This is a genomic window from Paenibacillus tarimensis, assembly GCF_021532315.1.
GTDB classification, from domain to species: Bacteria; Bacillota; Bacilli; order Paenibacillales; family Paenibacillaceae; genus Paenibacillus_I; species Paenibacillus_I tarimensis.
The window spans coordinates 1-17,348 of record NZ_JAKGAO010000017.1 but is presented as its reverse complement, the minus strand read 5'-3'; the positions used below and the strand labels follow the sequence as shown (position 1 = coordinate 17,348).

Annotated in this window: 12 protein-coding genes; 10 read left to right on the top strand and 2 right to left on the bottom strand. The window is 48.2% G+C overall.

All coding sequences use genetic code 11. The annotated features are described in order from the left end of the window. The coding region (locus tag L1N82_RS17685) for a hypothetical protein (protein ID WP_235288791.1) at positions 1–1,193 on the bottom strand (1,193 nt) is incomplete at its 3' end. Between the two features lie 310 nt (positions 1,194–1,503). Between L1N82_RS17685 and L1N82_RS17680 the strand changes: the two genes are divergently transcribed. The 5 genes from L1N82_RS17680 (at position 1,504) to L1N82_RS17660 (ending at position 9,670) form a co-directional block, all read left to right on the top strand. After that, positions 1,504–2,769: a class I SAM-dependent methyltransferase gene (locus tag L1N82_RS17680; RefSeq protein ID WP_235288790.1), complete on the top strand. Its 1,266-nt coding sequence runs from the start codon at positions 1,504–1,506 to the stop codon at positions 2,767–2,769. A 3-nt stretch (positions 2,770–2,772) separates the two neighbouring features. Next, complete coding sequence (locus L1N82_RS17675) at positions 2,773–5,358, top strand: metallophosphoesterase (protein WP_235288789.1); 2,586 nt, start codon at positions 2,773–2,775, stop codon at positions 5,356–5,358. Between the two features lie 398 nt (positions 5,359–5,756). Beyond that, on the top strand, positions 5,757–6,791 hold the full coding sequence (locus L1N82_RS17670; RefSeq protein WP_235288788.1) for a hypothetical protein: 1,035 nt from the start codon (positions 5,757–5,759) through the stop codon (positions 6,789–6,791). Positions 6,792–7,767: 976 nt separating this feature from the next. Then, a complete protein-coding gene (locus L1N82_RS17665) occupies positions 7,768–8,814 on the top strand; it encodes a ParA family protein (protein ID WP_235288787.1) in 1,047 nt (348 codons plus the stop codon). Next, entirely contained in the window at positions 8,807–9,670 is an 864-nt protein-coding gene (locus L1N82_RS17660) for an SIR2 family protein (RefSeq protein ID WP_235288786.1), read from the top strand. Before L1N82_RS17665 ends, L1N82_RS17660 begins: the two co-directional genes overlap by 8 nt. Before the next feature lie 226 nt (positions 9,671–9,896). Here L1N82_RS17660 and L1N82_RS17655 read toward each other — a convergent pair whose 3' ends face one another. After that, on the bottom strand, positions 9,897–11,117 hold the full coding sequence (locus L1N82_RS17655) for a site-specific DNA-methyltransferase (RefSeq protein ID WP_235288785.1): 1,221 nt from the start codon (positions 11,115–11,117) through the stop codon (positions 9,897–9,899). Between the two features lie 166 nt (positions 11,118–11,283). Here L1N82_RS17655 and L1N82_RS17650 point away from each other — a divergent pair, with 166 nt between their 5' ends. The 5 genes from L1N82_RS17650 to L1N82_RS17630 all read left to right on the top strand — a co-directional run. Next, on the top strand, positions 11,284–11,523 hold the full coding sequence (locus L1N82_RS17650; protein ID WP_235288784.1) for a helix-turn-helix domain-containing protein: 240 nt from the start codon (positions 11,284–11,286) through the stop codon (positions 11,521–11,523). Beyond that, positions 11,504–12,136: a PDDEXK family nuclease gene (locus tag L1N82_RS17645; RefSeq protein ID WP_235288783.1), complete on the top strand. Its 633-nt coding sequence runs from the start codon at positions 11,504–11,506 to the stop codon at positions 12,134–12,136. Before L1N82_RS17650 ends, L1N82_RS17645 begins: the two co-directional genes overlap by 20 nt. Positions 12,137–12,343: 207 nt before the next feature. After that, a complete protein-coding gene (locus L1N82_RS17640; protein WP_235288782.1) occupies positions 12,344–14,479 on the top strand; it encodes an MrcB family domain-containing protein in 2,136 nt (711 codons plus the stop codon). Then, on the top strand, positions 14,451–16,877 hold the full coding sequence (locus L1N82_RS17635) for a restriction endonuclease-like protein (RefSeq protein ID WP_235288781.1): 2,427 nt from the start codon (positions 14,451–14,453) through the stop codon (positions 16,875–16,877). The genes L1N82_RS17640 and L1N82_RS17635 overlap by 29 nt, the downstream gene beginning before the upstream one ends. A gap of 174 nt (positions 16,878–17,051) precedes the next feature. Then, a partial coding sequence (locus L1N82_RS17630; protein WP_235288780.1) for a hypothetical protein occupies positions 17,052–17,348 on the top strand: 297 nt, incomplete at its 3' end.

Below are 17,348 nucleotides of genomic sequence, written 5' to 3'. Positions count from 1 at the left end.
TTGTCCACCAGCATGACTGCGCCCTGGCGGATCTGAATGCTTACTTCATCCAGACGGGTTCCGGCCTTCCCTGCGACTGAGATGACTCCCCTTGCGCTCTTGAGAGCCACGCCGCCAGCAGCGGCATAGACAACCTCACGGCCCAGCGTCTCGCCAATTAATCTGGCCTGTTCGTTCGGGGAAAGCGCGAAAAATTCCTCCGCCGTCATCTTCAGGTCAATCGCCTTATTATTCACATACAGCCAGGGGTCGTCCAACAGTTTGTTCGTTTCATTATAGATATCTATTGAAATCTGCTTGGCGCCTTCGCCTATAGCCTTAGCCGTTCCCCACGGATCATCGTACAAGTCATAGCCAAATGAAGCAATACCCATTAGCCCGGATTTGCCGCCTTCGTACAGTCCTTCTGCGAGATCAATGCCCCAGAACCTGGGTTCTGCCGCATTCGCATCCTGGATCTCCTTCAGCTTCTCGGCCGCGATATGCCAGTCCCAGTAGGGCAGCCCTTCAAATGTAACCGGGTGAAAGCCCTTCTGCACCACATAAGCGAGGAAGTCCAGTATATCGGCATCCAGCTTGTCCCCGGAAAACAGCTGATCCACATCCACCAGCTTCTTACGCTCAGAACCATACGCTGCTGCCAAGAGGTTAAGGTTGGCTATATTCACCGGCTTCGGCTGCGAATCCCGGACATTCAGCACAACCAAGCTCACCCGTTCTATCACAAACTCCGTAATGGCGGCTAGGATATGAGCTGAGGCTGCTATTAACTGCTGCAGATTCTCTGCTGCCCGTTCCTCAGCCTCGTCTATCAGTCCCGCTATCTGTGGCAGCAAGCCGCCCAGCTTCTTGGCCAGCAGCTGGACCCGGACATCTACTTCATCCCAATCCACCAGCCGGAAAGCCGCTTCATTCACCGAACGGCCGGCAAGCTCCTCCACAGCCGCTGCCCGGCTTATCAGCTGCCGCTCCGCATTGTCGTAACGCTGCACGGACTGCAGCACAAAAGACTCCAGCCTGGCTATCCGCTCGGTGATCCGGCTGGCATCCGCAGCCGCCTGGCTTAACCTGCTATGTATACCGCGCCTTGCGCCAATCGCGCTATCCAGCCCATTCTTCACGGCCTGTACATGTCCCGGAACAGGGGACAGCCTTCGGCCTGCGGCACCCAGTTGCTCTCTACTACGATTCACCTGGGCCAAATCGATTCTCAGCCGCTGCATTTCTCTTCTCACTTCCCTGTCTGTAGCACTCTTGCTTCATTAGCAAACCTACTTATTCGCTGTTCTTCCATAAATAACCTCCCCCAATATCTGCACAAAATTGGATACTTTCTTAAAATGTGCACATTCCCCAGCTTAATAGGAAGGAGATTAACGAGTGCCCGGTTAGAAACGATCCTGCCGCGCTCGTAATACTTTCGCCCTGTTCGTAACGGCATCACTAAGCGAAAATAAATTCACACATTGTTTATTCCATTCGACAAGTTAGGAGCAGACCGAAATGGCAATTGTTCAGATCAAATCCACTAACCCGCAGTTTTCGTTTCTAATCAAAAAGAACCCGAACACCGGCATGATGCTGCGCTCGGTCCGCAAGGGCATGGCGTACGGCTGGTACACGGATGACCAGACCTATAACGTTTATTTTAAGGACGCGGACAACGAAATTTCCTATAAGCAGCACGAGCAGGAAAACTTTGAATACCTGAATGTCTCCAGATACAACACGCCGCTGTTTCCGCTTAACGCGACCAACGAGTTTTTCTCTGCGGCGCTGAAGGCGCAGGCTGAACGGGACGGGGAAGGGTACGAGCATACCTTCTTCATCAGCATGATCCATATTGAACGGGAGCATTACATTGAGTTTTTCGAGAAGCACTTGAAGGACTTTTCGTTTGCGATGACCCATCAGGCGCACAAGAGCTATTCGCTGACGATCACGACGAACAAGAGTCTGTATCAGCTCCTGCATGCCGTAAGTGTGCTGTGCCTGTTCCTGTCGATGTCCGGCAACGAATACATAGATATCTCGGACAGCATCCTCGACAAATACATTAAGAGCGTGAATGTGATTGATGCGCCATTTTATATCCGCAGTCTGTTCGTCCGCAACTTCCTATCCTCCAGAGACCGGTTCCAGAAGTACAAGGCGGAGCTGGAGAAGACGGAGCGCTACGATATTCAGTTCGCTTATGGCGGTACGGCACTGCAGCGGAGAAATTACATTGGAGGCGCCCTGCCATTCAACAAGTCGATCCTGGATGTGGGCTGCGGGGAAGGGTTCTATGCCATTCCGTATGCCGGGAAAATCGAGGGCAGCTACTACGCGATCGACATCAACGAAGAGCTGCTTGAGAAGGTGAAGCGCAAGGCAGAGGCCAAGGAAATCGACAATATCGTCACCTTCGCCTCGATCGATCTATTCCTGGAGAGCTACAGCGGGGAGCAGGTTGATGTGATTTTGACCGAGGTCATTGAGCATATGAGCCAGGAGGAGGCCAGGCAGCTGATCCATCAGATCTGCAGGCATGTGGATTTTGACCACTTCATCATTACGACGCCTAACGCGGATTTCAACCGGTACTACGAGCTGAGCGATTTCCGGCATGAGGATCACAAGTGGGAGATGGGCGAGGAGGCGTTCCAGCAGTGGATGCGCGAGGTCATACAAGAGGCAGACATGCAGGCTGAATTCGTGGCCGTTGGCGATGGCGTCAATCATATACGAACGACTCAAGGCGTTATTTTGAAGAAAAGGGGGGCTTGACCCGTGGAAATTCAGACGAAGGTTCATACCATTATCATGCTGGTCGGCTCAACCGAATGCGGTAAAACGACTTTCGCCAAGGAAGTCCTGATCCCTGGGTTGCGTTTTGAAGATGCTGCGCGGAACATTAAGGCTAACGTACAATACCTGTCATCCGACCAAATCCGGCAGGAGATACTCGGTTACGAGTACGACAAGTACGATCAGGTCATGCTGGAGTCCAGCGAGCAGGCTTTTCATATACTGTTTGAGAGATTGAAGATGGCGACTTCCTTCCCAATTAATGCGGAGTTTGTGATCGTCGATACGACGGGGCTTGCCGAGGACTTTCGGGCTATGGTCAAGGAGATCGCGCTTCAGAACAACTACAATCTGGAGGTCATGGTCTTCGACTACCGGAAGCGGGATGACTACTACGCATCGGAGCGCTCGAAGAAGCTGATCACGAATCATATTAACCGTCTGAAAAAGGATGTTCTCGGAGCGCTGCCCCGTGAAGGCTATGCCAGGATTCATAAGGTGCGGGCGAAGGATTTTTATAACCCTGCTGAGGGCAGGGCTAATCCTGCGTACAAAATCGTCATCGAGGATATCGATGCGTATCTGTCGACCGTGCTTCCTCAGGACCAGCAGTACATCATGATCGGCGATGTTCATGAATGTGTGGATGATCTGAAGGGCCTGCTGCTCGACTATGGCTTTAAGCTGGATGAGAACAAGCTTATTGCACCAGAGAAGCTGAAGAACACCCGGATTGTCCTCGTTGGAGACTGGATCGATAAGGGAAAACAAACCAGAGAGATCATTGAATTTCTGCATGCAAATCAGGAATACTTCTACCTGGTGATGGGGAACCACGAGAACTTCGTCGACAAGTATTTAAGGGGCGAGATCCAGGGAGCCGATCAGGAGCTGCTGCATACGTACTTTGATTCGACGCAGGTTCTGATGAACGACAAGGAGCTGCTGGGAAAATTTCAGCACATGGTTTCGCTGTCGAAACCATTTTACCGGTATGTGGGGGCCAGGGGACCGTCCTTCTTCGTTACGCATGCGCCGTGCAGGAATAAGTATATCGGCAAGCTGGATTCGAACTCTATCCGGCACCAGCGGAACTTCCGGATCGACCGGGAGGCGCCGCTTGAGGAGCAGCTTGCCTTCTTGCAGGAGGAGGCGGTCAAGAATCATCCGTTTCACATATTCGGGCATATCGCAGCGGGGCAATCGTTCCGGATTCGCAACAAGCTTCACATTGACACAGGCAGCGTTCACGGAAATCTGCTGACCTCAGTCAGCATGACGTATAAGCCGTTCATGAAATCCCGGAAGTCCCGGCACACGGTTATAGTGGAGGAGCTGCAGGTTCTCTTCAAGGAAGAGAAGAAGGTATCGGTCCGGGATCTCGGGGAGGATGAGGTTCGGAGGCTTCATTACTGCTCGCGGCACAAAATCAACTTCATCTCCGGTACGATGTCCCCGGCGGACAAGAATCAAGAGACGAACGAGCTTGAATCGCTGAGGCGGGGATTGGATTACTTCAGGGAGCGCGGCGTGGAACAGATCGTCCTTCAGCCCAAATATATGGGATCGAGATGCAATGTGTACCTGCATAAGGATGTGGAACAGTGCTTCGCCGTGAGCCGCAATGGCTACAAAATCAATCAAGTGGATTTATCCGAAATCTACAGCAAGCTGCTGCATAAGTTCGGCGGATATATGGAGGAGCAGCAGATCACGATGATGGTTCTGGATGGAGAGCTTCTCCCGTGGAAGGCGCTTGGCGAAGGGCTGATTGAGCGGCAGTTCAAGCCGATTGAGCGAGCGCTGGAGACCGAGCTTGCGTTCCTGCAGGACAATGGATTCGAGCAGGCCTATGGCAAGCTGGTGGAAGCATATGAGGAGAGCGGATTCGAGCAGGACCAGCACCGCATGCCGAAGGCGGCCTTGAGTGATAGATATGGCGCCAGCACCTATCAGACCTACAAGTATGTTCACGATATGCGGGAGACCTATGTGCCAGTAGATGTGCATATGGAGGCTTACCACACCTATAAGCGGCAGCTGGAGCTGTATGCGCAGGATGAGCAGATGGCGTACAAGCCTTTTGCCCTGCTGAAGCTGGTATATGAAGACGGGCGCGAACAGATTCCGGAGTGGAAGACCTCTGAGATGTATGCTTTTCTTTCGGAGGACGAGGCACTCGCGCTGGATCTGTCTGATCCTGCCTGCTATGAGGCGGCGGAGCGTTATTTTGCCAAGCTCACGCTGGAGAACCAGATGGAGGGTGTCGTCATCAAGCCGGAGGTGTGGAACGGGAAGACGGTGCCTTATATGAAGGTGCGCAATCCCGATTACCTGTCGATCATCTACGGGTATGACTACAAGTTCCCGCATAAGTACCGCAAGCTGCTGAAGCAGAAGAATATTAACCAGAAGCTCCGTACGTCGCTGAGTGAATACAAGCTGGGGCTGCAGCTGCTCAAGGTGCCGTTCGAGGAGATTTCGCCGCAGCATTCGGCCTATCAGGAGACCGCGGCCAGCCTGCTGTTCGAGGTTGCGCAGGAGCGGGAGATTGATCCGCGGTTGTAGGGCTGTGCTGAGGTTAATTTATACATGGGAAAACATTACTCTCTTCGAGTATTGTTTTCCTATGAAGTTTTTTATGAGGTCAGGTGATGAACGATGAAGCGATTTTTCGGTAAAGTATTCAAAGCGCCGTACCCGAAAGGCGCTGTACAGCATGATTGTTTCGATGAATGTAAGCAGCTTGACCGATGACGTGCTGGAGGAAGTACGCAAGCATCCGGGGATGCAGCTACAGGCGCAGTTCGATTAGGCCAGATGGATGGTCGAGCACGGGGCGCATCGTAACGTAGTGAAGTTCGGCGCTGCGCTGCTGGGACTATTGAGCAGGTGAAGGAGCTGCTACTTACGATCGGAAGGCATGAGGAGTTTACGCTCTATGCGCCGGTCGCATTCAGAACGGCATGGAAGACAGCAACGAAGTGCTCTTCGAATTAGCCAAGTATGTCAACGGGTGGGGGAAAATCAACATCGTCGAGAGGCTGGAGCCGAGCACCCAGAAGATCAAGGATTGGCTGCTGCGACATGGCTGCCAGAACAGCATCATGGACGAATACTTGGCCTGTACTTGTGCCAGGAACGGGGAGCTGCATGTGGCGCTGGCTGGCGGCCAGGTTGATGGGGAGCTCTTCGATGGAGCGACGGATATCATACAGGCACTGCTGAACGGCGGCCCGGCCGAAGACATCGACGACTATGAGCATGCCGCGCAGGTGATTTCGAACTATATCAGATTGGCAGTCGATATGAGTTCTACCGCGAAGCATCTGTCCGTCTTGATGAGCATTCGCGACTTCCTGGAAGTGGACGAAGACGATGAGCAGTGGAAAGAGCGGTTCTCCTCGGGATGGACGGAGGAGCTGAGAGCCGAGGCGCTGGAAGCATGCCGGAGGCTGATTGCTCAGCCTGAATGGAGAAGTGTCGTAATGAAGGCCGTTGAATCCGATAATTCGGTGGAACGTTACTATGGCATCCGATGCGCCCGGGAGCTGGGGCTCGATGTGTGGGAGTACCTTTATAACATGCTTACGGAAGACCCGACGCAGGGTTCGCTCTATTATGAGCTAATGAAATCTGAGGATCGTGATCGGATTCGCAAGCTGGTGCATTTTGCTGAGACGCATCTGCCGCTGCAGGATATCGCAACAGGTCCAGCAGAGGAAATGGGCTTCGGCCCTCAGTACGCACCACACCGATGTCTTGATTTCCTTCTCCAGAGTTTAGGCAAGCATGCGGGAGTAGGGGAAGAGCTGATCTTGGCTGGACTGCAAAGCCCCGTGATTCATAATCGTAACATGGCATTAATGGCACTGGAGGCCTGGGAGCTCTCCTCTTGGGGAGAGCGGATCATCGAGGTTGTTATTCGGCTGGCGGAGATTGAGCCTGATGGTTCCGTGAAGGAACGGGTTAAGAGCTTGAGGTTGGTGAGAGGGGGGTAACATTGGACCGTACGGCAGTAGTCTGCTGTACGGCCTCTTGTCGTTCACTTGTGTATAGGGAATGGTCACTTAGGGAGCAGGAGCTTGGGGAGGCTTTAACCAGATCCAGCCTTCCTTCTTGGCAGTTGTTAAGTAATATCCGGCTGCTTCAGGTGTTATTCACCTATGGTGGAGAAAGCCATTCAGGCAGCAGATGCAGGCATCGAATAGATGCTCCTGTGTAATGAAATCATCTTGCATGCCGTTGAACTTAGGAGCTAGTTGAGAGACCATCTTGCTTCTCTTTAGTATATTCTTTGGTGCACTGCCTTTATAGCCGGATAGGATTTGGTCCTCCGACCGCAGCCAAGCTGCTGGATACACTTCAATGAATCCCAGGTCAAAGTCAGCATACGAATTCCATGGCAATAAAAAGTTTGAATGCTGTTGACTAACTTGAGCGATTAAGTCGAAGGTATGGGATCAGGTTCTGGCAAGTATGGAAGTTTGGGTTGAAGTATTCCGGTCAGCAAAGAGACGAAACAATGATATCATCAAGCAGTCGGTCACTTACACTGTTCTTACTGCTTATTGAATGGACGAAGAGTCCAAAGGTATAGCGTAAACGCTATATCTTACATTCCTGGGGATGGTAGAACACTCTATTCCGATTATGTTGGTTTACGTTAGTAACCTACTGCTGTAAGTCTATATAGGGAATAAATTCTATGCTTGAAGTAGAGGATTTTTGAGAAGAAGAGTGAAGGAGCAAAAGTTACAAAGCAAGGGCGTTGTTGTAGTCAAAATTATTGACATACTGATAGAAACATCTCGTTTTCCTGTGCTATTAAGATAAGGTCGAAATCGAAAGAATAATGTGTGCAGATGCCTAGATATGGTATATTTGTACTAGTGAGCTCTTGAAGAGGGTACTAAAGTCGAATAATTGGGGAATGATTACTGGGAATAATTCAGTTATCTTGATTGGAGGGTAATTATGAAAGTTGTTACTTTCTTTAATAATAAGGGCGGGGTAGGGAAAACTACTACAGTAGTGAATTTAGCTAGCTATCTTAGTATAAAAGAAAACAAAAGAGTACTATTATTAGATCTAGATCCTCAATCTAACTCGACCCAATTAATAATTCCTGTTGAGAGATGGGGTGAATTCTACAGCGATCTACCAGTGAAAAAAACGATATATAACTATTTCGAAGAAATGGATGAAGGTGAAGCCAGATTAGAGTACTACGACATACCTGTTAAAGCGGAAGATAACGAATATCAAATTGATATGATTCCAGGTCATCCTAGGCTTGCCATGATTGACGACCGTATGAGTAAGAGTTGGAATGGAACAATTGGGCAAGATAAAGGAGAATTGAGAAAATTAAATTGGTTAAAACAATTTAAAGTATGGGTTAGTCAGTTTGAGTATGATTATGTCTTTATAGATGTCGGACCTTCACTTGGTGCATTAAATAGAAGCATCTTATTAAATACCGATTACTTCTTTACACCAATGGGTTCGGATATATTCAGCTTGATGGGAATTGAAAACATTTCTACGTGGATGAATCAGTGGATGGAATTATACCAAGATGCATTAGTTAATTTACAAAAAAATGACCGTGTATTTGATATTAATCGCTTTAGTGAAAAGTATTATGTTAATATTGATGTGAAATCCAGTTGTAGGTTTTTAGGATACTCCATTCAACAATACTCCAAAAGAAAGTTTAAAGAAGGTGTAAGACCGGTTTCAGCTTATGAAAATGTTATTAAAGAGATGCACGGCAAGATACTAAGATATTTAGGGGATTTTATTCCTAGTGATATAAAGAGGGATGATATCAAGCTAGGTGATATCCCATATGTTTATAGTATAGTCCCTTTATCTCAGGTCGCAAATACACCTATATTTAACTTAAGCTATAAAAGTGGATTGCGAGGGAATCAACCAAGTAGTGTGACGGAATACTCAGAATATATAAAAACTGTATGCAAGAATTTTTTAGGAAATATTGGTGATTCGTATGACTAAATTCATTTGGCCAGAAAACTTAATTGAAGAGTTAGCATACAGAAGAGCCATACTTTTTTTAGGGTCAGGAGTATCTGCTACTGCTAAAAATGACGATGGAAAATCTCCTGATACTTGGGGGGAATTTCTGAAAAACATAAAGGCATTAATAAGACATCCTCGAAATGAGGATTCTGACTTTATTGATAAGATGTTGGTGCAAGAAAATTACTTAATGGCTTTACAGACAATTTATGATTTAAGTGATACGGGTGCATACAGTAAATACCTAAAAGATAAATTCTCTAGAGGAAAATTCAATGCCTCATCTGTTCATAAAGCAATTAAAAAAATCAACACGAAAATAGTAATCACAACAAATTTTGATAAGATCTATGATAATTTATGTAATGAAGATTTATATGTAAAGTATGATTATCAAAAGACAAAGTCTATAATCTCAAATATAAAGTCTCCTGAAAATATCATAATAAAAGCACATGGTAGTATCGATGATACGGATGAGATAATTTTTACATCGCAGCAATATTTTGAAGCTCAAGAGAAGTACCCTGAGTTTTACTCTCTACTACGTGCACTTTTTCTAACAAATACAGTCCTGTTTCTTGGTTATAGTTTAAATGATCCAGATATTAATCTAGTATTGCAATCCTTATCTAACACATCAAGTAGTGCGTCACCTCACTATATACTTTTAAAAGAGGGGACCTCTAGACATATTATTAAGCATTGGGAAAAAACATATAATGTTAGATGCTTGGAATATGGTCCAACGTATGAGGACTTTGGAGATAACATTGAAGAACTTGAGGGTGCAGTTGCGCAATTAAGAATGGAAAGAGGGATTTACGAATAACCTTACCCTTTAGGATACTTTCGAAGTGAGTAAGCTCGATAAGATAGCATTGGTTATCAAACAGCAGAGAGCCCATTCTATTTGGTCGGAATGATGGACTATCATGGCCGTAATCTCATAGGACCGGCCATGAATAGCCGCAAGAAATCGGGCTCATTATCTATATCAATTAATAGTTGAAGTTACTGTTACCCAACAGAGCATCATTCACTATTTAAATGCTTGGTCATACGTCAAAAGTAACTTGGTTTTCAACTTGTTTTTTTGTTGACTTTTTAGTTAGGGTCTCAGGCAACCAATGCCCATTCTTTATACGTATCTTTCTCATTTCTTCGGTGAATAATGTATTTTTGTTCTTATGCAACTTTTCAATATAATCTTTTTGAATGTTAATATCCTTAAATCTTTCGATTATCCCTTCCGTCGGGCCAATCTCCACACCTATCCATTTTCGTTTCAAAATTTCTGAAACAATATACGTTGTGCCGCTGCCGCCAAAAGGGTCAAATACTAAATCACCTTCATTTGTAGCTAAACTTATTACCCTGTCAAGAACTTTCATAGATAATTCATTGCTGTTTCTTGTTTTATACTTGCTATGTCGAACTGGGGGGATATCGAACCAAACATCTGTGACATTAATTCCTTTTTGATTGAGTTTATCTTTATAACCACCATAGTCACGTATGTCTCCGCCGCATTTTCTACAAATATCTAGTGGCAGCCTCTGTTCATTAAAAGTATTTGGTTTTTCACCTTTAGTGTAATACAAAAGGCTGTAGTGAGAAGGATATAATCTATTCTTTAAAGGTAATCCAAACTTAATATCAACCGCGATCCAATGCTTAAGTATCAAGTATTTATCGAGAATATTAGCAGTGAAAGTGTTCCATTTAGGTAGATTCCAGATAAAAAGTGATCCCCCTTCCTTAAGCAAATCAACACATTTTAAAACCCACTTTTCTGTCCACTCCTGGTATTGCTGATTTGAAATATTATCATTCATGCCTGACTCGTATTCTTTGTTTAAATTAAATGGTGGGTCTGCAAAAATTAAATCCACTGATTCGTCTTCCATTGTATCCATTAGACTAAGACAGTCACCTTGGTATAAATGGCCATATTCAGTCTGTAAGGTAAGCCTTAACTTACTTTCATCTTGTGCCTCGTTTCTAATGTCATGTTTGATCAAGTCTTCAATCTCACGGGCGTTCTCTTGAATAGCTTTGAGAACTTGGTTATCAAAGGTCCCCATTCTTAACTTAAATTCTAATTCGGATATATTTAACTGCTCCAATAATCTAGACATATCTTTCTTATGGGGGATAATCCCGTACTGATTATAGTATTTTAGCTTACTAATGTTTATCTGTGTTTCCTTAGCAAATTGTTTCAGTTCTATGTCTGAAGATATATTAAGCGCTTTGAAAAATTTGTTATGGAACATTGTATAACTCCTTTATGATGACTATAGTACTCAATAATAACATATTGCATGAGTTATGTTAAGTAATAGAGCTAAGCTAATAATTTCAGGTTTGTTACGTAGACTATAGTCCGTAGACGATGTGTCTCCTTCAACATGAGAATGGCTTTAGAAGGGAGGAGACCTTTTGAAGCTTGAGACAGCATTCGGAATTGTACTAAAAAAATATCGCCAATTTAGTTCGTTATCACAAGAGGAACTTGCTCTGCGATGCGACTTGGATAGAACGTTTATCAGTTTGTTAGAGCGGGGGCATCGAAGACCAACATTAAATACAATATTTACAATTGCTGCAAGTCTTAAAGTGAGACCTACTGAACTAATTCAAGAGGTCGAAGACATTATAAATGAAAACAATAGGGATTAAGAAATTTATCGAAAAAGGGAAATTCACTTTATCTGACGAGTATAAGAAGATACTAGCTGATATCGGAAAGGCCATCAATAGCATAGAGCATCCTGCTGGAAGTGGTGGCTTCTATCTCTTTCCGAAAATTGATGGTAATGGTGTTGTTCCTATAAAAGATGCATTTATTAAAACGCTCGACTCACTTGGTTGGCAAAACGAAAATGTATGTAGTCCGTTAATAAAGAAAAGACGGTTTGATTCATCTTATTCTCTTGGTAATGACAAGTTCTTCGCTATTGAATGGGAAACGGGGAATATATCTTCAAGTCACAGGGCCTTAAATAGGCTTATACTGGGAATCTTAGATGGGGTCCTCGAAGGAGGTATTCTCGTATTGCCTTCAAGAAATATGTATCAATATTTGACACAAAGGACAGGGAATTTTAAAGAACTCGAGCCTTATTTCCCTGTTTGGGATAAACTCGCTGAGTCTATGGAAAGTGGAATACTACTTATCATAGAAATTGAACACGATGGAGTAAGTGAACATATCCCTCCTCTACCAAAGGGTAAAGATGGGAGAGCAAGAGAAGCCTCTGCTAAGCGAATGGAAATACTTAAGCCAAGGTAATCAAACGCTTTTAAAGCCGGAAATGCCATTCGTCTTCTTAGGGTTATCCCTCTGATGAAAGAGCGGAACTGTTATTTCAGCAGTACGTAAGTATTATTTAATACACAAAGGTGGTTCAGGATGTCCCTACCTACTACCCTCACCAGCATATTTACAAACCGACAAAAATCCTACAAAATGATCCTTATTCTTTCCCTGTTACATGAAATGAACGAGTCCGGTCAACGAGAGATCGGGCTTCAAGCTATTAAGGAAAGATTCCTTAGTCTTCTTCGAGACCGAGAATCACGTGGTCTACCAGTCGATCCGCCTATCAATCAGGCAGCAAGCTGGAATGATGTAACCCCAACTCAGCTATCATCTACGATAGCAACACCAATCGGTGCGCTTAGCGATATTCTAGACTACAACCGGGACCAGCAAACTCTCGGATTCAAAGAACATCTGTACAACTCCTGGGACGAGAATGTCCTCGCTGAGCTATACGATCATGCATCGAATGAGCTAGAACGATATCACGCTCAGCAGACCACCCAGCAGATCAACTTCTCGCTAAGAGATGCTCTGCAAACGGTGACGTCGCAGTATCTAACAGCTAAGAGAGAGCCTTTCAAGAATAATGCCCTGGGTCATTTCGTGCGTAATCAGATTCCTGAAGGTATGCGAGATTTACCGTTCTTGCTGTCTAACAACCACCTGAAGATTGCTGCATCTGTAGGTAAAGGCGTATGGGCTACCATCCCCTGGATCGCTATTATGGACGACCGAATCACAACCTCAACGCAATATGGTGAGTATATCGTCTACCTATTTGCTGAGGATATGAGTGCAGCATATTTAACGTTAATTCAAGGGGTTACCGAAGCGAACAAGAATGGCCGTGTGGAGGGCCATCGGTACCTTCGCCAGAAGGTACAAGAGATCAGGCAGCTCATACCGCTAAACGGCCTTAACCAGGACGAAGACATACACCTAACCTCCAACCCAGGCCTGGGCCGTGACTATCAAGTCTCTACGGTTGCTTACTACAAGTATGATCGAGACAACCTGCCTAGCGAGGAGCAGCTCCTCCAGGATCTTGAGAATCTCGTGAACAACTATAATCAGTATGTGGACATTGTTATGAGTTCTACCCTTAATACTGAAACCGATACATCAGAGGAGCAACCCCAAGTGCGCGACCTCACCCCTGAGCAGCGGCTGGCTGCTGCCAAAACTTACATCTCTCAAAAAGGCTTCGCCTATTCGGAGTATCTGATCGAGAACTTCTACCTGTCGCTGAGGTCGAAGCCTTTTGTCATTCTGGCTGGTGTATCCGGTACCGGGAAAACGAAGCTCGTTGAGCTGTTTGCGGAAGCTCTCGGAGCGACGAGAGACAACAAGCGCTACCGGCTCATTCCCGTGCGGCCGGATTGGAGTGATCCAGCTGACCTGATTGGCTTCAAGGATCTGAATCAGCAGTTTCGTCCAGGTCCACTGACGGAGGTGCTGGTGGAGGCGAGGCGGCCGGAGAATCAGGACAAGCCTTATTTTGTGTGCCTCGATGAGATGAATCTGGCGAGGGTGGAGCATTATTTTAGCGATGTGCTCAGTATCCTGGAATCCCAGAAGCTGCAGGGTGATCAAATTGTAACGGATGCCGTTATTCGTAAATCTAGCCTCGTCCATGAAGCGGACATCGAGCTATACGGCGATCTCTATATCCCGGACAATGTGTACCTGATCGGTACGGTGAACATGGATGAGACTACGCATCCGTTCAGCAAGAAGGTGCTGGACCGGGCGAACACGATTGAGTTCAACTATATCCGGCTGGATCAGTACCCGTCTGTTACTGAGGAGGAAGCGCAGGCTGAGCTGGCGCCTAATGATTTTCTTCGATCTAGCTATCTCAAGCTGGCGGATGCCTATAACACGACCTATAAGACACTCATCGAAGAAACGACGCAGCAGCTTGTGGCGATCAACAGCATTCTTGAGTCGATTCATTCGCATGTTGGCTTCCGGATTCGCGATGCGATCTGCTTCTACTTAATCTACAACGAGCAGGCTGGGCTAATGACACGTGAACAAGCCTTAGATTATCAACTCCTGCAGAAAATCCTTCCCCGCATCCAAGGCAGCAATAACGCTGTGCGGCAGGTGCTCCTGCAGCTGCTTCAGATCACGCTGGGATCAGCAAGAAGGCTTGATATGAGCAGCCTAGAAGAGGATGCTTCAAGTTTGTGGCGGAATGTAGACCAAGCGGTTGAAGGGGCGGCCTACGCGCAATCCGCCCGCAAAATCGTCTTTATGCTGCGGAGGTTGGATGAAGATGGCTTCACCTCATACTGGCTCTCCTAACCCTAACCGCACGGTTGAGCTGCTTCGCATTGAGACGAACTGGTTCAATCTGTACCTGCAGGGCAAGCCGTTTCACCCGACGGTAGAGGCGCTGCAGCTGCACCGCCGGGACGACGCGGGTTGGGTGGAGGCGAGGCTGCAGCCACAGTCACTGCACAGCGGGCTCGAGCTTCGCTCGATCGCGCTTTTTAACCCGGAGCAGCAAGCCTTGACGGATTGGCAGGTGGGGGATGCGTGTCCGCCGCTATTTTATGAGACGCAGGGCTATGAGCTTGTGGTCGAGCTGGAGGATGACGTGGCGCTCACGTTCTACCACGATAACCAGCATGTGCGCGAGGCGGTGCTTCCGAAGGGACGGCGGCTGCTTAGCGGGGTGCTGAATTTTCAGAACGAGGTTGGCTATACGGAGCTTGAACTGAGGCGGGACGGCAAGCCGGTGTTCCGGCTGCAGCTGGAGATTTTCCCATCCAAGCTGGACTACCAGAAGGACTACGAGGCGATCCTGCATGAGGTGAATGCACAGATCTACAATCTGTCGTTCGACTTCCTGCGCAGAACGTTCCAGCTTACGGGCCTGCGGGAGACGCGCCATCAGAGCATGACGGAGTTCTTCGTGATTCTTCAGCATGTGTTCCAGCAGCTGGTGCAGACGATCGAGCGGATGCAGAGCGCGCCTCATCACCGGATGCGGATGGAGAATCGGCTGGTGGGTGCGGCACGGGTGAAGAAGGCTGGCCGGGAAAATATCGCTTTTCTCGCGAAACGTCCTCATTATCTCGCACAGGATACCCAGAATGGTCTGCTGCGGCTGGGCAATCAGCGCTATACGCCGACCCATGTGCTGGAGACAAAGCGGCATGTGGACTATGACACGATGGAGAACCGTTTTGTCCGCTGGGTGCTGCTTCGGATCGAACGCCGGCTGCGCAGCATGAAGCTGCTGCTGAACAAGAAGGACCGGGCGCCTGACCCTGTCCTGATGAACAAGCTGAATCGGATGCAGAGCGATATCGGGCGGCTGCTTAAGCTGGATTTTCTGCGGGTGGGCGAGATGCGCCAGATGACGGTGACGCTCGTGCTCCAGATGGCGCCGGGCTACCGGGATGTGTACCGCTATTACCTGATGCTGATGAAGGGGCTGTCGATCCAGGACGATCTGTTCCGCCTGTCGATGAAGGATCTGGCGCAGCTGTACGAGTACTGGTGCTTCCTGAAAATCCACGAGCTGCTCAGCCGCAAGTACGAGCTGGTCAAGCAGGATGTGGTAAAGCTGAACCGCGGCGGCCTGTTCGTTACGCTGCAGCGGGCACGTGACTCCAAGATGGTGTACCGGAACCCGAGGAACGGCGAAGTGTTCACGCTGTACTATAACGGTCTGCCACCAGGGGATAAGAGTGTGACGGTCGGGCAGAAGCCGGATAATGTGCTGACGCTGAAGAAGCAGGATGCGGCTGTGGAGTACAAATATATTTTCGACGCGAAGTACCGGATCAATCCGGCCTATGAGGGCACGTCCTACCGGGGCACGTACAAGACGCCAGGTCCTCAGGAGGAGGACATCAACACGATGCACCGGTACCGGGATGCGATTGTATATCAGGCGAGCCGGGAGCAGGGTCAGCCGGAGGCGGAGCGGACGATGTTCGGCGCGTATGTGCTGTTCCCGTATCCGAATGAGGAGGAGTACCGGGCGCATGATTTTTACCGGAGTATTGAGCTGGTGAATGTGGGGGCGCTGCCGTTCCTGCCGAGTGCGACGACGCTTGTGGAGGAGTTTCTGGATGAGCTCATTATGGACAGCCCGGAGAAGGCCTATGAGCGGTCGACACGACCGAGAGGGACGGATACGTATTATGCGGATAAAATGAGCGGCAAGACCGTGCTCGTCGGAGCACTCAGCCGCCGGGAGCAGCTGCAGGATCTGCTGACGCATCGATTCTATCATGTGCCTTTGCGGCATTTTGTGCGGCATGGGGATTTGGCGAATCTGCAGGTGGTGGGCATTTACCAGTCGAGCACGCTGTTCGGGGCAGAGCAGGCGGGTGTGCGGTATTACGGACGGATTAAGTCGTGGAGCATCCTGCCAAGGGAGCAGATCCGGGAAATTCCGCTTCGCCGTGGTGCGCCAACGGAGCTGTATGTGAAGCTGGAGGTTGAAGAGTGGCAGGTTAGGCGATCGCCGATCGTCCCTGGCGGGCACGGGGTGCAGAGCGTGCTGCTGACCTCGGCGTATATGTTCCAGCGGGCGAAGGAAGTGGCTGAGCTCCGGCTGGAGACGGAGGAGCAGCTGCGGGACTGGCGGGAGAAGCGCCGCCTGGGCAGGCTGAACGTGAAGTGGGACCGCTATGAGGTCGATAAGGCATCGGAGCTGGAACGGCTGGATGTGGTGGAGGAGTAGAGCAGAAGCACGCCAGGAAATGGCGATCTTCTGCTTTTCTTGTCTTATCTCATGTCTCCAATCATTCTTTAGCAAGATTTTAACAGGGATATACAGGAATTTATGGGGATTAAGCGAACTTTAATATGCTTATGAAACCGGCTTGGTACGGCAGAGGACAAGGAAGTGGAACAGGTGTCGCGGTTGGAGATAGATTTCGACGAGGTAGCCCAAAGTATAAACACGTTACATAACGGAGCAGTGAACAAGCTGTCGTCGGTGACGGGCAATGTTCGCAGCATTGGAAACGGCGTGGACGGTCAAATCAAGGCCAGACGCGGAATCGGCGGCAGGCTTGGGCAGGCGGCAGCCAGTGCGGAGAGCATCCATCAGAAGCTAATGAGCGTCGAGACCTTCATGAGGCAGTCCAGCGACCGCTATCAGACGATGGAGAGGCAGATTCAGCAGCGAATCGCGATTCTCGGCACGATC